We start from the raw sequence: 16064 nt of genomic DNA, 5'->3' as shown, positions 1-16064 counted from the left end.
GAGGAGGAGAGAGATGAGCATGATCGCCGTCCACGAAGCGCCGGCGGGCGATGAAACCCCGCTGCGCGACCGGGTGGTCGAGGAGGCGCTGCACCAGGCCGAGGCCCACGGCTGGGAGGCGGTGCGCCTCACCGAGGTGGCCGCGCGCCTGGAGGTGCCGATGGCCGCGGTGCTGGCCGAGTTCCGCGACCTGGACGCGGTGGCGAATGCCTGGTTCGCACGCGGCTGGGAGGCGATGCTGGCCGAGAAGCCGGACGGCTTCGACCACTGGCCCGAGGCGGAGCGCCTGGCGCACAGCCTGCTGGCCTGGCTCGATGCCCTGGCCGCCCATCGCCGCGTCACGGTGGCGATGCTGCGCACCAAGGCGCATCTGCCTCACCTGCACACCTGGGTGCCGATGCTCTTCGACCTGTCGCGCACCGTGCAGTGGTGGCGCGAGGCGGCCCGGCTGCCGGCCCGATACGGCACGCGGCGGGCCCAGGTGGAGGAGGTGGCGCTCACGGCGCTGTTCCTGGCAACCCTGGCGGTATGGGCCAATGACGGCAGCGACGGCCAGGCGCGCACCCGGGCCTTCCTCGAGAAGCGCCTGGCCCGCGGCTCAGGCTGCATGCGCTGGGTGCCCGGCGGCGGTGCAGAGGACCGGGGCCAGGCCGCCGCGCTTCAGATATAGCGTCCGCCGCTGGCGATGGCGGTGGTGAGCAGGCCGAGGAGCAGGTTCACGCCCACCAGCCGCCGGATCTGCGCCAGTTGTCGGCCGCCCTCGGGCCAGTCGGATGCCTCCACCGCCCGGCACAGCCGGCGATAGGGGGCGAACCAGACGTGCAGGTAGATGGCCATCATGGCCAGGCCCACCAGTAGCATCAGGTGGATGTGCCAGCGGGCCGCCGCCATGCCGCCGAACACCGCGAACAGCATCCACAGTCCGCTGGCGAGCAGCACCGCCACCGCGGCCCACACCCAGGGGAAGAAGCGGGCGAAGACCCCACGCCACAGGGCCAGGCGGGCCGGCGGCTCGAGCTGGGCGGCGGCCACCGGCCGCAGCACCATCCAGGCGAAGAACATGCCGCCCACCCACAGGACGGCGGCGATCACGTGCAGGGTCAGGGCGATGGCCATGGGGGCTCCTCGGGGTGTCGCGGGGGGGAAGGCTCAGCGCAGCAATCGTCGTGCGCGCCGCAGCAGCAGGGCGCCGGCGGCCAGGCGCTTGGCGACTCGCAGCAGGGAGTTCGGGTGGCGGGCGCTCTTCATCAGCAGCAGGCCGCCCAGGGCGAGGAGCGGCGCCTTGAAGCGCATCAGCGTCTGCCAGCCCTCGTCGATGGGGCGGCTGGCCTCGCGGCAACGGCTCGCCTCGACCAGGATATCGATGCGCTGCTGCTCGATCTCGGCCTCCAGCCGGGCCTTGCGCTCGGTCTGGCCGTGGCCGGCGGCGTCACGGCGTGCCGGCGGCTCAGCGGTCATGGCGTTCCTCCCGGCGCTCGCGCTCCACCAGGTCGCGGTCGGTGGCAAGATGCCTCAGGGTGCTGACCAGCAGGGTGCGACGTTTGGCCAGCTGGAGTACCCGCAGCGCCAGCAGGGCGCCGCCGCCCAGCAGCAGCAGGGCGCTTGCGGCAATGGCGGTGAGTCGGTAGCTGTCCCAGAAGGCGACGATCACCAGGGCGGTGAGTGCGCCGATGCCCAGCATCAGCAGGATCAGGCTGAGCCCCGCCAGCAGCAGCAGCGCGATCAGTCGGGCGCGCTCTTCCTCCAGCTCGAGGACGGCGAGACGCAGCCGCGTCTCGCCGGTGGCCAGCAGGCTGCCGAGCAGGCGTTTGGCGGCGCCGAACAGCCGCAGTGCCGGTCCCTGGCTTTCCGGCATCAGCGACGCCCGAGCAGCAGGCCGATCACCACCCCGGCCGCGGCGCCGATGCCGATGCTGCTCCAGGGGTTGTCGTGCACGTAGCGGTCCAGGGCGTCGACCTGGTGCTCGACGGAGTCGCGGGCCTCGCCGTAGAGGCGTTCGCCGCGGCTCTCGAGGCGGTCGCGGGTCTCCCTGAGGCGCTTCTCGGCACGGTCGCGCAATTCCTTGATGTTGCTGCGGGAATCATCCGCAGTGGCAGTGACCAGTTCCTCGATGGTCTGGGTGAGGTGGTGCAGGTCTTCCTTGAGCTGCTGGGTGGTCTCGTGGGCACGGTTTGCCATCGGGTCTTCCTCTGACGGTGAATGACAGCCACAGCATAGCAGCCGGGGCACCCCTTGCCAGCGCGGCCGAGGGTCGCGCTCCCGGTCGGGGTCAGCGTGTCAGGCTGCCGCCGCCGAACAGCGGGTTGAGGCTGAAGCCCAGGCTCAGGCGGTGGTTGCGGTGATCGTAATCGATCATGCTCTCGCCATGGCCGTAGTAGTACTGCACGTGGCCCCGGACGTTGCCGTTGAACAGCGGCCAGGAGTAGTCGACCTGGGTGCCCATGTTGCCGGCGCTGGGGTTGCCTCGCACCAGCAGGCTCACCTCGTCCTCCCCCAGGCGCTTGGCGACGGTGACGTCCCCATAGCCCATGTAGCGATCGATATCGGGGTTGTCGTCCTCGCTCTTGGACTCCGGGATGCGCCAGTGGGGGGCCAGGCTGAAGGCCCAGTCGCCGCGCTGGAAGATGCTCTCCACATAGACCCGGTTCCAGCTGCGCGACAGCGGGTCGGAGCGGCCGTTGGACTGATGGTTCAGCGCCAGGCGGTTGCGCACGTTGGTCCAGCCCAGGGCCCGCCAGGCGTTGTCGAAGTTCATGAAGACTTCCGGTTCGTAGTTGGTCTCCCGGAAGGGGGAGGAGGCGTCGGTGTTGTAGGCCTGCCACCAGCTGCGCTGGGTATAGGCGAAGTAGAGGTCGCCGGTGTCGCCGAACACCCCCTCCATCAGGTTGACCTTGGCGCTGAACTGGAACTTCACCTCCAGGTCGTTGGGCCCGTTGAGCTCGGAGATCTCGCGGAAGGCCTCGTGGTTGGGGTTGGTGGTGTAGCTCAGCGGGAAGAGGTAGTTGCGCCGATAGGTGGTGATGGCGAAGGGGTTGCGGCGCGATTCGAGCTCCAGCTGGCGCCGCTCAACGGCCTCCCGGGCGGCCAGCTCGTCCGGGGGGATCTCCGGGGCGTCCTCCGGTTCCGGCAGCGCCCGAAGCTCGTCCTGAAGGGCATCCAGCTCCGCGCCGAGGGCCCGGATACGCGCCTCCAGGGCGGCGCGCTCCGCGGCACTCTCCTCGCCCCCGGGGTTGTCGGGCAGGGAGTCGGACGCCTCGAGCAGGCCGACCGGGAGCAGCAGGGCCATAAGGACGCTGACGAGGGCGGCGGGGCGAATCGGCGAGGGCATGGTGGCGTCCGTGAAATGGAGGAGTTCAGACCGCCGTTCTACCACGCCGGCGGGTCAAGTCAACCGCACGCCTCCACGGGGAAGCGGGATTGCCTTGGCCCCCCCCGGGGGCTGAGAATCGTGGGCAGGCGTCCGGGGTCGGCAAGCGAGGTGGCGAGTGGAGAGAGGTGCGGGCGAAAGCCCCGTCAAGGCGTCGGTGCCACCGCGGTTCGTCGGCCGCTGGGCCGGGGTGGCGCTGCTGCTGACCCTGCTGCTCCTGGCCTGGGCCCCGGCGCAGGCCCGCGAGGCGCTGCCCGAACGCGGCGAGGTGGAGGCGCGGCTTGAGGCGCTCGCCCCCGAGGAGGGCGAGACGCCCAGCGCCGCCCAGCGGCGCGACAGCGAGGCGCTGGAGGCGACCCTGTCGGGCCTCGCCGCCCTGGAGGCGGTGATCGAGCTGCAGCGCCTCCAGGACCGCCAGGCCGAGGTCAATGCCCAGCTGATCTCGGCCCAGACGCTGCCCGAGCGGGCCCAGCAGGCCATCTCCGAGGCGATGCAGGCGGTGGAGCGGGCGCGGCGCGCCCAGGAGGAGCTCGAGGGGCGCGGCCTGGCCCAGGACGACCCCCGGGTCTGGCAGCGCCAGGTGGAGCGGCGCCTGGCCGAGGTGAGCCTGCTGCTGCACCAGCGCGAGCTGAGCACCAATACCCGCCTGCGCGAACTGGATCAGCAGCGCCGCGACCTGCTGCTGCAGCGCCAGAGCCGCCAGGAGAGCGAGCTGTCGCTGCTGCAGAACGTCATCGATCGCCAGCGCCGCCTGGCCTCCGAGCAGGCCATCGCTGATGCCGCCCGGGACGATCCCCTGCTGGAGGCGGGGCATCCGGTGCTGGAGCGCGCCCAGCAGATCAACCGCGACCTGAGCCTGGAGCTGCTGCGCGCCAACGATCGCAACAACGCCCTGCTCCGCGAGAGCCTGGCGGTGCGCAGCCAGCTCGACCACGTGCGCCAGCTGCAGCGTAGCCTCAACGAGCAGATCGAGGCGATTCGCGGCTCCATCCTGCTGTCGCGCATCCTGCGCGAGCAGCGCCGTTCGTTGCCCCAGGTGGCGCCGCGCCGCGACCTCCAGGACGAGATCGCCGACCTGCGGCTGCGCCAGTTCGACCTGGTGCGCCAGCGCGACACCCTGCGCCAGAGTGAGCGGCTGGCCAACCAGCGCCTCGAGGAGGCCGGGGTCGAGATCACTGAGGCCCTGGTGGAGTCGCTGCAGCGCCTCTACCAGTCGCGGCGCGAGCTGGTGGACCGCCTGGAGCAGAGCTACGGCAGCCTGCTCAGCACGGCGGTGGAGCTGCAGCTCAACCAGCAGCAGCTGCTCGAGACCTCCCGGGCGCTCAGGGCCACCATCGACGAGCAGCTCTTCTGGGTCGCCAACACCCGCCCGCTTGACCTGGCCTGGGCGCGGCAGCTGCCGGCCAACCTGGCCCTCGAGTGGCGGGAAGGCGAGTGGCGGATGGCGCTGCCGGGCCGTTGGCGTCCACCCTCGGCGGCGTCGCTGGCCGGCCTGCCGCCGCTGCTGCTGGCCATCGGGCTGCTGTGGTGCCGCCGCGCTATCCGGGCGCGGCTGCTGCGGATCCACGAGCAGATCGGCCGGCTTCGCAGCGACACCCAGCTGCACACCCCCCAGGCCGTCCTGCTCAACGCCCTGATGGCCCTGCCGGGGCCGCTGATCCTGGCCTCCCTGGGGACGGCGCTGGTGACCGGGGGGGAGGGCATCGCCCACGGCCTGGGGCTGGCCGTCCTGCAGCTCTCCCTGGCCTGGGCGGTGATCGCCTGGGCGCGGCGCTTGCTGGTGCGAGACGGGGTGGCGACCAAGCACTTCTACTGGTCGGCGGAGTACGTGGCCCGCCTGCGTCGACTGCTCGGCTGGCTGGGCGTGGCCCTGGTGCCGGTGCTGATGATCGCCACCCTGGCCCGGGATGCCGAGTTCGGCCTGACCCAGCGCCCGGTGGCCCTGGGCCTGCTGGTGGCGGGCCTGCTGGCCATGAGTATCCTGCAGGCGCGGCTGATCCTGGCGCACACCCCCTTCTTCGGCGTGCGCCTGCTCCGGCTGGTGCTGGGGCTGGTGATCGCGGCGGTGCCGCTGGTGTTGATCGGCCTGATCGCAGCGGGCTACGAGTACACGGCGCTCAGCCTGGTGGGTCGCTTCGCGATCACCCTCTACCTGCTGGGCCTGTGGATCCTGGTGGAGGCCACGGTGGTGCGCGGGCTCGCCGTGGCCGCTCGGCGGCTGGCCTTCCGGCGCGCCCTGGCGCGGCGCCGGGCCGAGGTGAAGGAGGGCGCCGAGGGTGGCCTGGAGGTGGTGGTCGAGGAGCCGCCCCTGGACATGGAGCAGATCAACCAGCAGTCGCTGCGCCTCTCCAAGCTGATCCTGCTGCTCGGCTTCGCGCTGCTGCTCTATCTGGTGTGGGCCGACCTGCTCACCGTGCTTGGCTACCTGGAGCAGGTGGCGATCTGGGAGGCCAACGGCGAGCCGGGGGTCGAGCTGGTCACCACGACCCTGTCGGTGGCCGATATCTTCGCCGCGCTACTGATCGTCGGGCTGACACTGGTGATGGCCCGCAACCTGCCGGGCCTGCTCGAGGTGATGGTGCTGTCGCGCCTGGAGCTCAAGCAGGGCAGCGCCTACGCCATCACCTCGCTCCTCTCCTACGCCATCGTCGGCACCGGCCTGGTGACGGCGCTGGCCACCCTGGGGGTGGCCTGGAGCCAGCTGCAGTGGCTGGTGGCGGCGCTGGGGGTGGGCCTGGGCTTCGGCCTCCAGGCGATCTTCGCCAACTTCGTCTCGGGGCTGATCATCCTCTTCGAGCGTCCGGTGCGCATCGGCGACACCATCACCCTGGGGGCGCTGACCGGCACGGTGAGCAAGATCCGCATCCGGGCCACCACGGTCACCGACTTCGACCGCAAGGAGATCATCATCCCCAACCAGACCTTTATCACCGACCAGCTGATCAACTGGTCGCTGTCGGATACGGTGACCCGGGTGGTGCTCAACTACCGCGTCTCCTATGGCTCCGATCAGGCGCTGGTGCATCGGCTGCTCAGCCAGGCCGCCCACGAGAACCCGCGGGTGCTGGCCGACCCCGAGCCCCAGGTCTTCTTCATGGCCTACGGCGAGAGCACCCTGGACTTCGAGCTCCGGGTCTTCGTCAACGCCCTGGGCGACCGGCTCTACGCCACCGACGAGATCAACTGCCGGGTGGGCGAGCTGTTTGCCGAGCACGGCGTCGATATCGCCTTCAACCAGCTGGAGGTCTGGCTCAAGCGCCCAGGGGAATCCCGCAAGGTGCTGGAGGCCGGCGAACTGCCCCGGGCCCAGCGGCATCCGCCGCCGGGCAGCCACGGCGATCCGGGCGATCTCGACCTGGGCGATGGAGGCGGCGGCGATGGCGGCCGCTAGGCGGCCGCCGGCGACTCGCGCACGGCGTGGAGCAGGAACTCGCGGTTGCCGTCGCCGCCCAGCAGCGGGCTCGCCTGCCAGTGGCGAACGCCGAACCCCTGCTCGGCGCAGCAGGCGCGAATCCGCGCCTCCACCTCGGCATAGCGGGCGGGGTCGGTGACCAGCCCGCGGGCGTTGACCCCGCCGGGGCCCACCTCGAACTGCGGCTTGACGAGGCTGGCGAGCTCGCCGCCCGGCGGCAGCAGGGCGGCGAGCTGGGGAAGGATCAGCGTCTGGGAGATGAAGGAGACGTCCATCACCGCGAGGTCCGGCCCCGCGGTGCCCTGCGCCGCCAGGGCCGCCTGCAGGCGAGCGTCGGCGGCCATGGCCCGGGCGTTGAGGCCCTCCAGGCAGGTCACCCGGGGGTCGTCGCGCAGGCTAGGGTCGAGCTGGTCGTGGCCCACCTCCACGCCGATCACATGGCGGGCGCCCGCGCGCAGGGCGCAGTCGGTGAAGCCGCCGGTGGACTGCCCCACGTCGAGTACCAGTCGGCCGCCGAGCTCCAGCCCCAGCGCCTCGATCAGCGACTCCAGCTTGAGCCCCGCCCGGGAGACATAGCGCTCCTCGGGGTCCGCCTCCACGCGTAGCGTCACTCCCTCGGGCAGCTGTTCCCCGGGCTTGGTGAGCACGCGGCCGCCCTCGGCCAGGCGCACCCGTCCGTGGCGGATCAGCCGCTGGGCGCGGGTGCGGGAGCGGGCCAGGCCCTGGGTGACAAGCAGCTGGTCGAGACGTGGCATGGCGGTTCCGTGTGGTGGAAGGGGCCCATTATAGCCGCCGGGCCGATCGGGGTGCAGCGCTGGTCTTTGCGTCGCCATTCGGCATAATGGAGTATTCATTAGTCGGATAATCGAAGGGGCATGAGTGGATCTGGCCGCCGGACAGGCGCTGGCGCGCTCGCTGGCCTTCGGGGCCCTGGGGGGGCTGCTCTTCCAGGTGCTGGGGCTGCCGCTGCCCTGGATGCTGGGCCCGCTGGTCGCCAACCTGGTGGTCTCGGCCCGCGGCCTGGATGTGCGGGTGCCCGAGGGGCTGCGCGAGGCGCTGCTGGGGGTGCTGGGCCTGGTGCTGGGCAGCCAGGTCACGCCGGAGCTCGCCTATCGGGTGGTCGACTGGCCGCTCTCCATGCTGCTGCTGCTGGCCGGTGTGGCGGCGTCTACCGCCGCGGCCGCGGCCTGGTACCGGCGCTGCGGCTTCGATTCGGTGAGCGCCTGGTTCGCCTCTGCCCCCGGCGCAATGACGGCGATGATCCTGATGGGCGAGAAGTGCGGCGGCGACCCCCAGCGCATCGCCATCGCCCAGTCGCTGCGGATCCTCCTGGTGGTGCTATGGCTGCCGCCGCTGTTCTGGCTGTGGGAGGGGGCGCCCGCCGCCGCGCCTGACGCCGCCGCCCCGGCCGCCCACCTGTGGATGCTGCCCGCGCTGTTGCTGCTGGTGCCACTCGGCCGCCGGCTGCGGCTGCCGACCCCGTCCCTGCTGGCGCCGCTGCTGTTCGCCGCGCTGCTCTCCGGCTTCGATGTGGCCAGCCTGCAGCTGCCCGACTGGGGCATGAACATGATGCTCTGGGGGCTCGGCAGCGCCATCGGCTCACGCTTTCGGGGCCTCTCCCGGGGCCGCTTCTTGCGCTATCTGCGCGAAGCGGCGGTGGCGACCATGCTGGCCCTGGCGGTGCTGGCGCTCTTTGCCGAGCTGATCCACCGCCTGCTCGGGGTGCCGCGGGACGTGGCGCTGCTGGCCCTGGCGCCCGGCGGCATCGGCGAGATGGCGATCCTCGCCGTGGCCCTGGATATCGACCCGGTCTTCGTGGCCTTCCATCACCTGCTGCGCATGATCGCGCTGATGCTCGTCGCGCCCTTCTTGGCGCGCTGGCTTCGCCGGCAGTCGGTGTCCGGCTGATATACTGGTCGGTTCAGCACCAACCATAAACGACAGGCAAGGCCCGCAGGGCTGACAAGGGAAGCAGGGGATGCTGGAGCAGGCACTGGTACAGATGCTGTTGTTGCTGGGCGCCACGGTGGCCGTGGTGCTGGTCTTCCAGCGGCTGCGGATCCCGCCCAGCCTGGGCTACCTGCTGGTGGGGGTGCTGCTGGGCTCCCACACCGCCGGACCGGTGGTGCCCGATGACACCATCCGGGTGATCGCCGAGTTCGGCATCGTCTTCCTGCTCTTCACCATCGGGCTCAGCTTCTCGTTGCCGCAGATCTATGCGCTGCGGCATACCATTCTCGGCCTGGGCACCGCCCAGGTGGCCCTGACCACGGCGGTGGTGGGCGTTCTGGCCTGGTGGCTGGGCCTTCCCGGCCCGGCGGCCTTCGTGGTGGGGGCGGTGTTCGCCCAGTCCTCCACCACCATCATCACCAAGCAGCTGATGGAGCAGGGCGAGAGCCAGACCCGCCACGGGCGGCTGGGCACCACCATGTCGGTGTTCCAGGACATCACCGCGGTCCCCTTCGTGGTGGTGATTCCGGTGCTGGGGGTGGCGGCCGCCCAGGAGGTGGCGGGTGCCCTGGGGCTGGCCCTGGCCAAGGCGCTGCTGGCCTTCGCGATCGTGCTGGTATCGGGGCGGTTGCTGCTGCGCCCGCTGTTTCACCTGGTGGCCGAGCGGCGCTCCGCCGAGCTCTTCACTCTGACGGTGCTCTTCGTGTCGCTGGTCTCCGCCTGGACCACCAAGACCCTGGGGCTCTCCATGGCCTTCGGTGCCTTCCTGGCCGGCATGGTGCTGGGTGACACCGAGTTTCGCCATCAGGTGGAGTCGACCATCCGTCCCTTCCGCGACGTGCTGCTGGGGCTCTTCTTCGTCAGCATCGGCATGCTGGTGGAGCCGGCCCTGCTGCCCGCGATCTGGTGGGAGGCGCTGCTCGGGGCCTTGGCCCTGCTGGGCATCAAGCTGGGGCTGGTGACCCTGATCGTGCGCCTCTCCGGCGTGGAGATGCAGACGGCGTTCCGCACCGGCCTGCTGCTGGCGGTGGGCGGCGAGTTCGGCTTCGCGCTGCTGGCCATCGGCCTCGAGGGCAGGGTGATCGACAGCTATCCCGCCCAGGTGGTGCTCACCTCGGTGCTCTTCTCGATGATCCTGGCGCCGTTCCTGATCCGCTACAATCAGCCCCTCGCGGCCCGGCTGTTCGGGCGGGTGACGCCGAAGCCGGAGGAGGTCGCCCCGCCCCCCCAGGAGCCGGAGGAGCAGGGTCACGTGGTGATCTGTGGCTTCGGCAGGACCGGGCAGACCGTGGCGCGCTTCCTGGAGAGCGAGGGGGTCGCCTATGTGGCCCTGGACCTGGATCCAGCCATCGTGCGTGAAGCGCGGCTGGCGGGGCAGCCGGTCTACTTCGGCGACTCCTCTGACGCCGCCGTGCTGGAGAACGTCGGGCTCGAGAGGGCCAGGCTGCTGATCATCAGCCACGAAGATCGCCCGGCGGCGCTCAAGACCCTGCGCCATGCCGTGCAGCTCAACCCCGGTGTCCCCGCCGTGGTGCGCACCCAGGACGAGGGCTCCGTCGCCGAACTGATCGCCGCGGGAGCCAGCGAGGTCATTCCCGAAACCCTGGAGGCGAGCATGATCCTCACCTCCCATTCGCTCCAGGCCCTGGGCGTCCCGCTCTACCGGGTCACTCGCCACCTCCAGGAGCAGCGCACCAGCCACTACCGCATGCTGCGCGAGCTGTTCCGTGGCAGCCTGGACAGCATTCAGGATCTCCGCCCGGCGGCTGAGCAGGAGCGGCTGCACTCGGTGGTGCTGAGCGAGGGAAGCCCGGCCATCGGCCATAGCCTCGCGGAGCTCGATACCGAGCGGGATCAGGTCTCGGTTACCGCCATGGTGCGCCAGGACCGGCGCCGGCGCTATCCAGAGGCGGATACCGAGGTGCAGGCCGACGACGTGCTGGTGCTGCTGGGTACCCGGGACAACCTCGAACGGGTGGAGCGCCGCCTGACCGGCGGCGAGGCCACCGAGGCCGGCGAGTAGAGTCCGGGCCCTGCCGGGGTGGCTCAGGTCTTGTCCAGGGGATGCTCGCGGCTCAGCGCCTTGATGTGTTCGCTCAGCCCCAGGGCCCGGCTGACCTCGAGCTCCAGGGCGATGCCGGTCTCGAGGCTCTCGTCCAGCTGGCCGGCCTCGCTGACCGCCTCGAGCACCGCGCTGGCGCGGCGCGCCTCCACCAGGATCAGGATCACGCTGCGCGAGGCCATGAACTCCAGGCCGAAGAAGGTGAGGTGGGGCTGAGCCCCTGGCCCTGGGCGTTGTTGATGATGGTGGCCCCGGTGGCGCCCGCCTGGCGGGCGGCATCCAGCACCCGGTCGGTCCTGTCCTGGTCGACGAAGATCATCAGCAGCTTGAAGTCCATGGTCACCTCTCCTGTCACTCCTCGACCCCGCCAGGGGCTTTCCCTGACTCTCATTCTGGCAGAGCCTGCCGCGCAAGTCCTGTCCGCGATCAAGGGGCGCCGCCGGGCTCCTGCAAGGCTTGCAGGTCGGTTGGCGGGACCCGATCGGCGCCCCAGCTGCGGTGCACGTAGCCGATCACCCGGTCGAGTTCCTCCTGGGTGATCTGGGCCAGCTCGCCGCGCTCCAGGGGATCGTAGTGGAAGATGTAGAGGCGTGAGGCAAACTGCTCGAAGGGGAGCGAAGCCTCGCCGAAGCGCTCGCCGTTGCCGGCGGTGCTGACCTTGATGCCGTCGCCCCAGTCCTGCCCGCTGTCGTTGTTGGGGTTGTAGAAGTAGACCCGCATCGTGTCCGAGGGGTCGAGGTTGACGCGCAGCACGGTAATGGCGTGCCAGCCGATGAAGCGCGCCGCACTGTCGGTGACGGCAATGCCTGCCGGTTGGGGGTGGATCAGCGGCTGGTTGCCGTTGTAGTAGGGGTGGTAGCTGGCATAGAAATGGCGCAGGAAGGTGTCCAGCTCATGAAGCCGGCCGCTGGTTACATCGACGTTGATGCGAAAGCCGCGGCCTGACCACCAGCCGTGGAACTCGGGGTTCACCCAGCGGTGGGGATCGCCCTCGCGGCCGATGCAGCGCCGCCCCATCTCGGCGTAGATGCGGTCCAGATGGGGCACCACGATCAGCGACACCGGATCGAGGTCCATCGGCAGGCTCTGGGCCACGCCGCCGCTGCTCTCCATCGAGGAGATGGGCTGGCCCTCGAAGTGCATGATGATCTCGTCGTCGCGCGCCGCCCAGGCCACCATCTGCAGCAGATAGTCCGGGTCGTTGTAGGCCCACATGGAGAGCGCCCGGGCCGACTGGCAGGTGGGATTGTTACCCTGGCCCACGCCCAGCGGCAGCCCCAGCATGCACAACACGCCCTCCAGCAGGCGCGCCCGGGGGGAAACCGACTCGCCGAAGGCCAGGTTGAGGCGCGCCTTGGCCCATTCGGAGAGCGTCAGCCCCAGCTGGCGCCACATGGCTGGCGCCACCGGCGGCTGGTAGAGGATGCCGCGCTCGAGCATCAGCGCCAGGCCATAGGCGGCCTGGGGTGTGGCCGGGTGCACCCCGCTGCGGATCAGCGCCGAGACCAGCTCCCGGTAGCACAGCAGGCAGTCGCGTCCGGTGGAGGAGAGGCCCAGCGCCTCGGTCAGCAGATGGTCATTGTGTTCGAGCAGGTGGCGCAGCAGCACCGGGTGGTAGGGCGAGACCAGGCCGGTGTCGTGCATGGCCCGGGCGAAGCCGGTGGCTTCGCCCTGCAGGGCGGCGCTATCCATGCTGGCCAGCCGCTCGCGGTAGACCTCGAGCCCGGGATCCTCGCGGCAGGCCCGGGTCGGGCCGTAGAGCGAGCTGACCAGGCGGTCGGCCCCCTGGCCACTGATGCCCAGGTCGATCTCGGGATTGGCCTGGCAGACGGCGATCTGGGTGACCATCTGCTTGACCGGCTCCACCTGGATGGGGCGCTGCTGGAGGATGCGCCAGATTTCGTCGATCAGGCGGTCGATGATGTATTCGTAGCCGATTCGCTCGGCCAGGTGGCGAAACAGGTGGCGGGGAATCTGCGCCAGGCGCCCCTGGGTTTCCCGCTCGGCCTCGCTTGGCGCCCCGAACAGCAGCCAGAGGTTGATCGCCATCACCTGGGTCAGGTAGTGGTGGGCCTGCTCGGCCGAGAGATGGGGGTGGAGATACTCCCCCTTGGCGACCGCCAGCAGGCGCAATTCGCTGATCGCCTCGATCACCACGGTGTTGGCGTCCGGACTCTTGAGCGCTTGGGTGGTCAGCGAGGGCACCAGAAACTGAGGGGTCTCCCAGTCGGAGCCGAGGAAGACGCCGGCCTCCTCCAGCGCCCGGGCTCGCCGTTCCAGGGCCGCGGTGCCGCCCTCCTGCAGCAGCACGCGGCGGGCGGTATCGAGCACCCGGGGGAGCTTGCCGGGCTTGGCGAACGCCCGCGCGTTCGCCAGCAGGGCGATCGCCTCGTCCAGCTTGTCGCACAGGCCGGCCAGCTTGTCGCCGGCGGCCTGGGCGGGGGGGCTCTCTTGCTCGTGTCGGTGCGTGGTCACGCCGATTCCTTTGTCGTCAGGCCATCATGGTCACCATGACGCCTGGCTCAGCCCGAGAAATCAAGCTCATACATAGAAATCAAGCTCTTCCATCTGCTTGAGCAGCTCCTTCATGCGAGCCGCCTCGTCGCCCTTGAAGTAGATCAGGCCCCAGTGGGTGCCGAAGGCGGTGCGCTTGGTGACGGTCTCTTCGACCGGCGGCGTCAGCTCGTGGGACTCGAAGTAGGGGTCGTCCTCGACCTCCTCGGGGATCTCCAGGCGGCTGACCACGCGGCGTCGCGGATAGACCCCGAAGCAGCCGGCATAGCCGTCGGCATCCACCACCTCCCTGGGGAAGAAGGCCTTGACCTCCTCCACGGTGGATTTGGGATCGAACACCAGCATGGAGGCCTGGTAGGCGTTGAAGCCGTAGACCCGTTCGAGCAGCTCGAAGACCTTGAAGCCCGGTGGGCGATAGGCCACCTCGCCGAAGTACATCTCGCCGTCGCTGGTGACGAAGTACTCGGGGTGGATCAGCCCGAATTCGATGTCGAAGGCCTTGATCAGCTTCTCGATCTGGGCGGTGATCTGGGGGCGGTAGTGCTCCAGCTCCGGCGAGGCGGGGACGAACACCGAGTAGCCCAGCGTCACGTATTCCGAGATGTTGAGGAAGGCGATCTTGCCGTTGTGGATCCAGGCCTCCACGGCGAACTCCCAGCCGTCCAGGTGCGACTCCATCAGCACCGGGAACTCCTCGTCGGGGATGGTATCGATCTCGTCCGGGGTACGGATCACCCGGTGGCCGAGGCAGCCGGCCTTGTCGAAGGCCTTGAGGTGGATGGGGTCGTTGGGGTCACCGTCGAGCTTGAGTAGCGTCTGGTTGACCCGCTTGAGGAAGCGGACCACGTCCGCCTTGTCGTGGGCCTCCTCGAAGATGCCCACCCGAATGCCGCCGAGCTGGGCGCGGCGTTTCATCAGCGCCTTGTCGCGCAGCAACAGGGCCTGGCCGTAGAGCCGCGGCTTGTCGAGCAGCAGCGAGTTGATGGCGCCGGCCCACTCCACGGTCTCCTCGAACAGCGGAATCGCCACGTTGACGCCCATCTCCTTGAGGGTCTCGGCGATCTCCATGGAGCGATCGTTGAGGCGCTCGAAGTTCCAGGAGACATAGGGGATATCGTGTTTCTGGCAGTACTCTTCCGCCCAGTCCGGAGCCACCACCACGTAGCGTCGGTCGAAATTCTCGGCGGCTTCGACGGCGTTCAGGCTCCAGCCCAGCAGGGCGATATAGCCCTTGTTCGGATCCTTCTTCATGGGGCGCCTCCAGATGTCGGCAATGGGTGTATCTCGCGACGACGGCGTCTGTCGTGAGGATAGGGAATGTCCTTCACCATACATCAGTCCGCCCGCTCTCACATTGTTGCGGCGCAGCGTGGGGTGTCGGGGGTTGGCTTGCCCTTGCCGCCCGGAGGGTGCGCTGGTATAGTGCCGACGCACTCGGCAAGTCATTGATCGCTCGCCGGGTTTGGCACCCCGGGTGCCATGTCGTGGTGGCCCCGTCGGTCCTCCCGCAACGCTAAGTCGCAAACCCCGCCAGGCCCGGAAGGGAGCAACGGTAGTGATGGACGCGTGTGCCGGGATGTGGCTGTCGGGGCCGCCTCCCTTTCGGGCCCTTGTCCGCTGGCTGCCCGCTTCGTTCTTTCCCCTCGGCGTGTGTCGATCAGTCTGTTCCTGGCCGGATCAACGTGGCATCGTTCCGGTGTTCGTGATCCGACCCGGCGAGGCCCGCATGCGACTCTATCACTCCGAAACCACCAAGTCGCGTCGCGCCCGTACCGAGCTGCACGATGGCGCCCTGGTTACCCCTTTCGAGTGCCCGGAACGGGTGGATCTCGTGCTCGCCGCCCTGCGCGAGCGGGGGCTGGGCGAGGTGCAGGCGCCGCGGGCATTCGGGCTCGATCCGGTGCTGGCGATCCATGATCGCGGCTATGTCGAGTTTCTGTCCCGCTGCTGGGACGACTGGGTAGCAGCCGGCATGGTGGGTGAGGCGATCCCCAACGTCTGGCCGGCGCGGACGATGCGCGGCGACCGCATCCCCGACCACGTGGAGGGACGGCTGGGCTACTACGCCCTGGCGGCGGAGACCTCCATCTGCGCGGGTACCTTCGAGGCCGCCATGGCCAGCAAGGATGTGGCCCTTGCCGCGGTGGACCACGTGCTGGCCAGCGGGGAGCCGGCCTTCGGGCTCTGCCGTCCGCCGGGCCACCATGCCGCCACCGACCAGTTCGGCGGCTACTGCTTCTTCAACAACGCGGCCATCGCCGCCCAGTGGGCGCTGGATGCCGGCAGGATCAGGGTGGCGATCCTCGATGTCGACTTCCACCACGGCAACGGCACCCAGCAGATCTTCTACGCCCGCGACGACGTGCTCTTCCTCTCGCTCCACGGCGACCCGCGTCACTGCTTCCCCTACTTCCTGGGCCATGCCGACGAGCACGGCGAGGAGGCGGGAGAGGGCTTCACCGTCAACTACCCGCTGCCGCCGGGAACCGGCTATGAGGCCTGGGGCGAGGCCCTCGAGGATGCCCTGGCGCGCATCCGGGCGGCGGACTGCGAGCTGCTGGTGGTCTCCCTGGGGGTGGATACTTTCGAGGGCGACCCGATCAGCGCCTTCACCCTGGCGAGTGGCGATTTCCTCGATGTCGGTCGGCGCCTGGCGAGCCTGAGCCTGCCCACGGTGTTCCTGCTGGAGGGCGGTTATGCGGTGGCAGAGATCGGCGCCAACGTGGCCAACGTGCTGGAGGGCTTCGGGCGCGTCTGAC

Annotated in this window: 15 protein-coding genes and 1 other RNA gene; 6 read left to right on the top strand and 10 right to left on the bottom strand. The window is 69.8% G+C overall.

All coding sequences use genetic code 11. From position 1 onward, the window contains the following. Positions 1-13 precede the first annotated feature (13 nt). On the top strand, positions 14-670 hold the full coding sequence (locus tag J5F18_RS14350) for a hypothetical protein (RefSeq protein ID WP_346299267.1): 657 nt from the start codon (positions 14-16) through the stop codon (positions 668-670). Here the strand turns inward: J5F18_RS14350 and J5F18_RS14345 are convergent. From J5F18_RS14345 to J5F18_RS14325, 5 genes are all read right to left on the bottom strand, one after another. Continuing rightward, positions 661-1116, bottom strand: coding sequence for a CopD family protein (locus J5F18_RS14345; protein WP_346299266.1), 456 nt, complete (start codon positions 1114-1116; stop codon positions 661-663). The genes J5F18_RS14350 and J5F18_RS14345 overlap by 10 nt on opposite strands. A gap of 33 nt (positions 1117-1149) precedes the next feature. Beyond that, entirely contained in the window at positions 1150-1458 is a 309-nt protein-coding gene (locus tag J5F18_RS14340) for a YqjK family protein (protein WP_346299265.1), read from the bottom strand. Then, positions 1448-1855: a phage holin family protein gene (locus J5F18_RS14335; protein ID WP_346299264.1), complete on the bottom strand. Its 408-nt coding sequence runs from the start codon at positions 1853-1855 to the stop codon at positions 1448-1450. Before J5F18_RS14335 ends, J5F18_RS14340 begins: the two co-directional genes overlap by 11 nt. Further along, positions 1855-2178 (bottom strand): DUF883 family protein, encoded by a 324-nt coding sequence (locus J5F18_RS14330; protein WP_346299263.1) that lies wholly within the window; start codon positions 2176-2178, stop codon positions 1855-1857. The genes J5F18_RS14335 and J5F18_RS14330 overlap by 1 nt, the downstream gene beginning before the upstream one ends. A gap of 91 nt (positions 2179-2269) precedes the next feature. Then, positions 2270-3328: a phospholipase A gene (locus J5F18_RS14325; RefSeq protein ID WP_346299262.1), complete on the bottom strand. Its 1059-nt coding sequence runs from the start codon at positions 3326-3328 to the stop codon at positions 2270-2272. Between the two features lie 229 nt (positions 3329-3557). Here J5F18_RS14325 and mscK point away from each other — a divergent pair, with 229 nt between their 5' ends. Continuing rightward, a complete protein-coding gene (gene mscK, locus J5F18_RS14320) occupies positions 3558-6758 on the top strand; it encodes a mechanosensitive channel MscK (RefSeq protein WP_346302239.1) in 3201 nt (1066 codons plus the stop codon). Here mscK and J5F18_RS14315 read toward each other — a convergent pair. Further along, the gene (locus tag J5F18_RS14315; RefSeq protein WP_346299261.1) at positions 6755-7534 is read right to left on the bottom strand and encodes a TlyA family RNA methyltransferase; all 780 of its coding nucleotides are present in this window, start codon (positions 7532-7534) and stop codon (positions 6755-6757) included. The two genes, mscK and J5F18_RS14315, sit on opposite strands and share 4 nt — an antisense overlap. A gap of 124 nt (positions 7535-7658) precedes the next feature. On the opposite strand from J5F18_RS14315, the gene J5F18_RS14310 reads away from it, so the two are divergent. Then, entirely contained in the window at positions 7659-8687 is a 1029-nt protein-coding gene (locus J5F18_RS14310) for an AbrB family transcriptional regulator (RefSeq protein ID WP_346299260.1), read from the top strand. Positions 8688-8757: 70 nt separating this feature from the next. Next, positions 8758-10752 (top strand): cation:proton antiporter, encoded by a 1995-nt coding sequence (locus J5F18_RS14305; RefSeq protein WP_346299259.1) that lies wholly within the window; start codon positions 8758-8760, stop codon positions 10750-10752. Positions 10753-10775: 23 nt separating this feature from the next. Here the strand turns inward: J5F18_RS14305 and J5F18_RS14300 are convergent, their stop codons facing one another. The 4 genes from J5F18_RS14300 to J5F18_RS14285 form a co-directional block, all read right to left on the bottom strand. Further along, positions 10776-10973: a hypothetical protein gene (locus tag J5F18_RS14300; protein WP_346299258.1), complete on the bottom strand. Its 198-nt coding sequence runs from the start codon at positions 10971-10973 to the stop codon at positions 10776-10778. Then, positions 10955-11128 carry a hypothetical protein gene (locus J5F18_RS14295; RefSeq protein ID WP_346299257.1) on the bottom strand — a complete coding sequence of 58 codons (174 nt, stop codon included), beginning with the start codon at positions 11126-11128 and terminating at the stop codon, positions 10955-10957. The genes J5F18_RS14300 and J5F18_RS14295 overlap by 19 nt, the downstream gene beginning before the upstream one ends. A gap of 89 nt (positions 11129-11217) precedes the next feature. Further along, positions 11218-13266 (bottom strand): hypothetical protein, encoded by a 2049-nt coding sequence (locus J5F18_RS14290; RefSeq protein WP_346299256.1) that lies wholly within the window; start codon positions 13264-13266, stop codon positions 11218-11220. Between the two features lie 66 nt (positions 13267-13332). Continuing rightward, on the bottom strand, positions 13333-14556 hold the full coding sequence (locus J5F18_RS14285; RefSeq protein WP_346299255.1) for a carboxylate--amine ligase: 1224 nt from the start codon (positions 14554-14556) through the stop codon (positions 13333-13335). A gap of 243 nt (positions 14557-14799) precedes the next feature. Between J5F18_RS14285 and ffs the strand changes: the two genes are divergently transcribed. Continuing rightward, an RNA gene (ffs, locus tag J5F18_RS14280) (signal recognition particle sRNA small type) lies at positions 14800-14896 on the top strand. Positions 14897-15031: 135 nt separating this feature from the next. Beyond that, positions 15032-16063, top strand: a complete 1032-nt coding sequence (locus tag J5F18_RS14275; RefSeq protein WP_346299254.1) for a histone deacetylase family protein — start codon at positions 15032-15034, stop codon at positions 16061-16063. Position 16064 lies beyond the last annotated feature (1 nt).

This window comes from Halomonas sp. BM-2019 (assembly GCF_017584085.1).
Note: the sequence above shows the minus strand (reverse complement) of the source record. Positions and strands in the feature narration are given on the sequence as shown.

Coding starts and splice junctions, on each gene's coding strand:
- J5F18_RS14335 (WP_346299264.1), bottom strand. CDS start 1,855: ATGCCGGAAAGCCAGGGACCGGCACTGCGGCTGTTCGGCGCCGCCAAA.
- J5F18_RS14340 (WP_346299265.1), bottom strand. CDS start 1,458: ATGACCGCTGAGCCGCCGGCACGCCGTGACGCCGCCGGCCACGGCCAG.
- J5F18_RS14275 (WP_346299254.1), top strand. CDS start 15,032: ATGCGACTCTATCACTCCGAAACCACCAAGTCGCGTCGCGCCCGTACC.
- J5F18_RS14295 (WP_346299257.1), bottom strand. CDS start 11,128: ATGGACTTCAAGCTGCTGATGATCTTCGTCGACCAGGACAGGACCGAC.
- J5F18_RS14325 (WP_346299262.1), bottom strand. CDS start 3,328: ATGCCCTCGCCGATTCGCCCCGCCGCCCTCGTCAGCGTCCTTATGGCC.
- J5F18_RS14330 (WP_346299263.1), bottom strand. CDS start 2,178: ATGGCAAACCGTGCCCACGAGACCACCCAGCAGCTCAAGGAAGACCTG.
- J5F18_RS14305 (WP_346299259.1), top strand. CDS start 8,758: ATGCTGGAGCAGGCACTGGTACAGATGCTGTTGTTGCTGGGCGCCACG.
- J5F18_RS14345 (WP_346299266.1), bottom strand. CDS start 1,116: ATGGCCATCGCCCTGACCCTGCACGTGATCGCCGCCGTCCTGTGGGTG.
- J5F18_RS14300 (WP_346299258.1), bottom strand. CDS start 10,973: ATGGCCTCGCGCAGCGTGATCCTGATCCTGGTGGAGGCGCGCCGCGCC.
- J5F18_RS14315 (WP_346299261.1), bottom strand. CDS start 7,534: ATGCCACGTCTCGACCAGCTGCTTGTCACCCAGGGCCTGGCCCGCTCC.
- J5F18_RS14285 (WP_346299255.1), bottom strand. CDS start 14,556: ATGAAGAAGGATCCGAACAAGGGCTATATCGCCCTGCTGGGCTGGAGC.
- J5F18_RS14350 (WP_346299267.1), top strand. CDS start 14: ATGAGCATGATCGCCGTCCACGAAGCGCCGGCGGGCGATGAAACCCCG.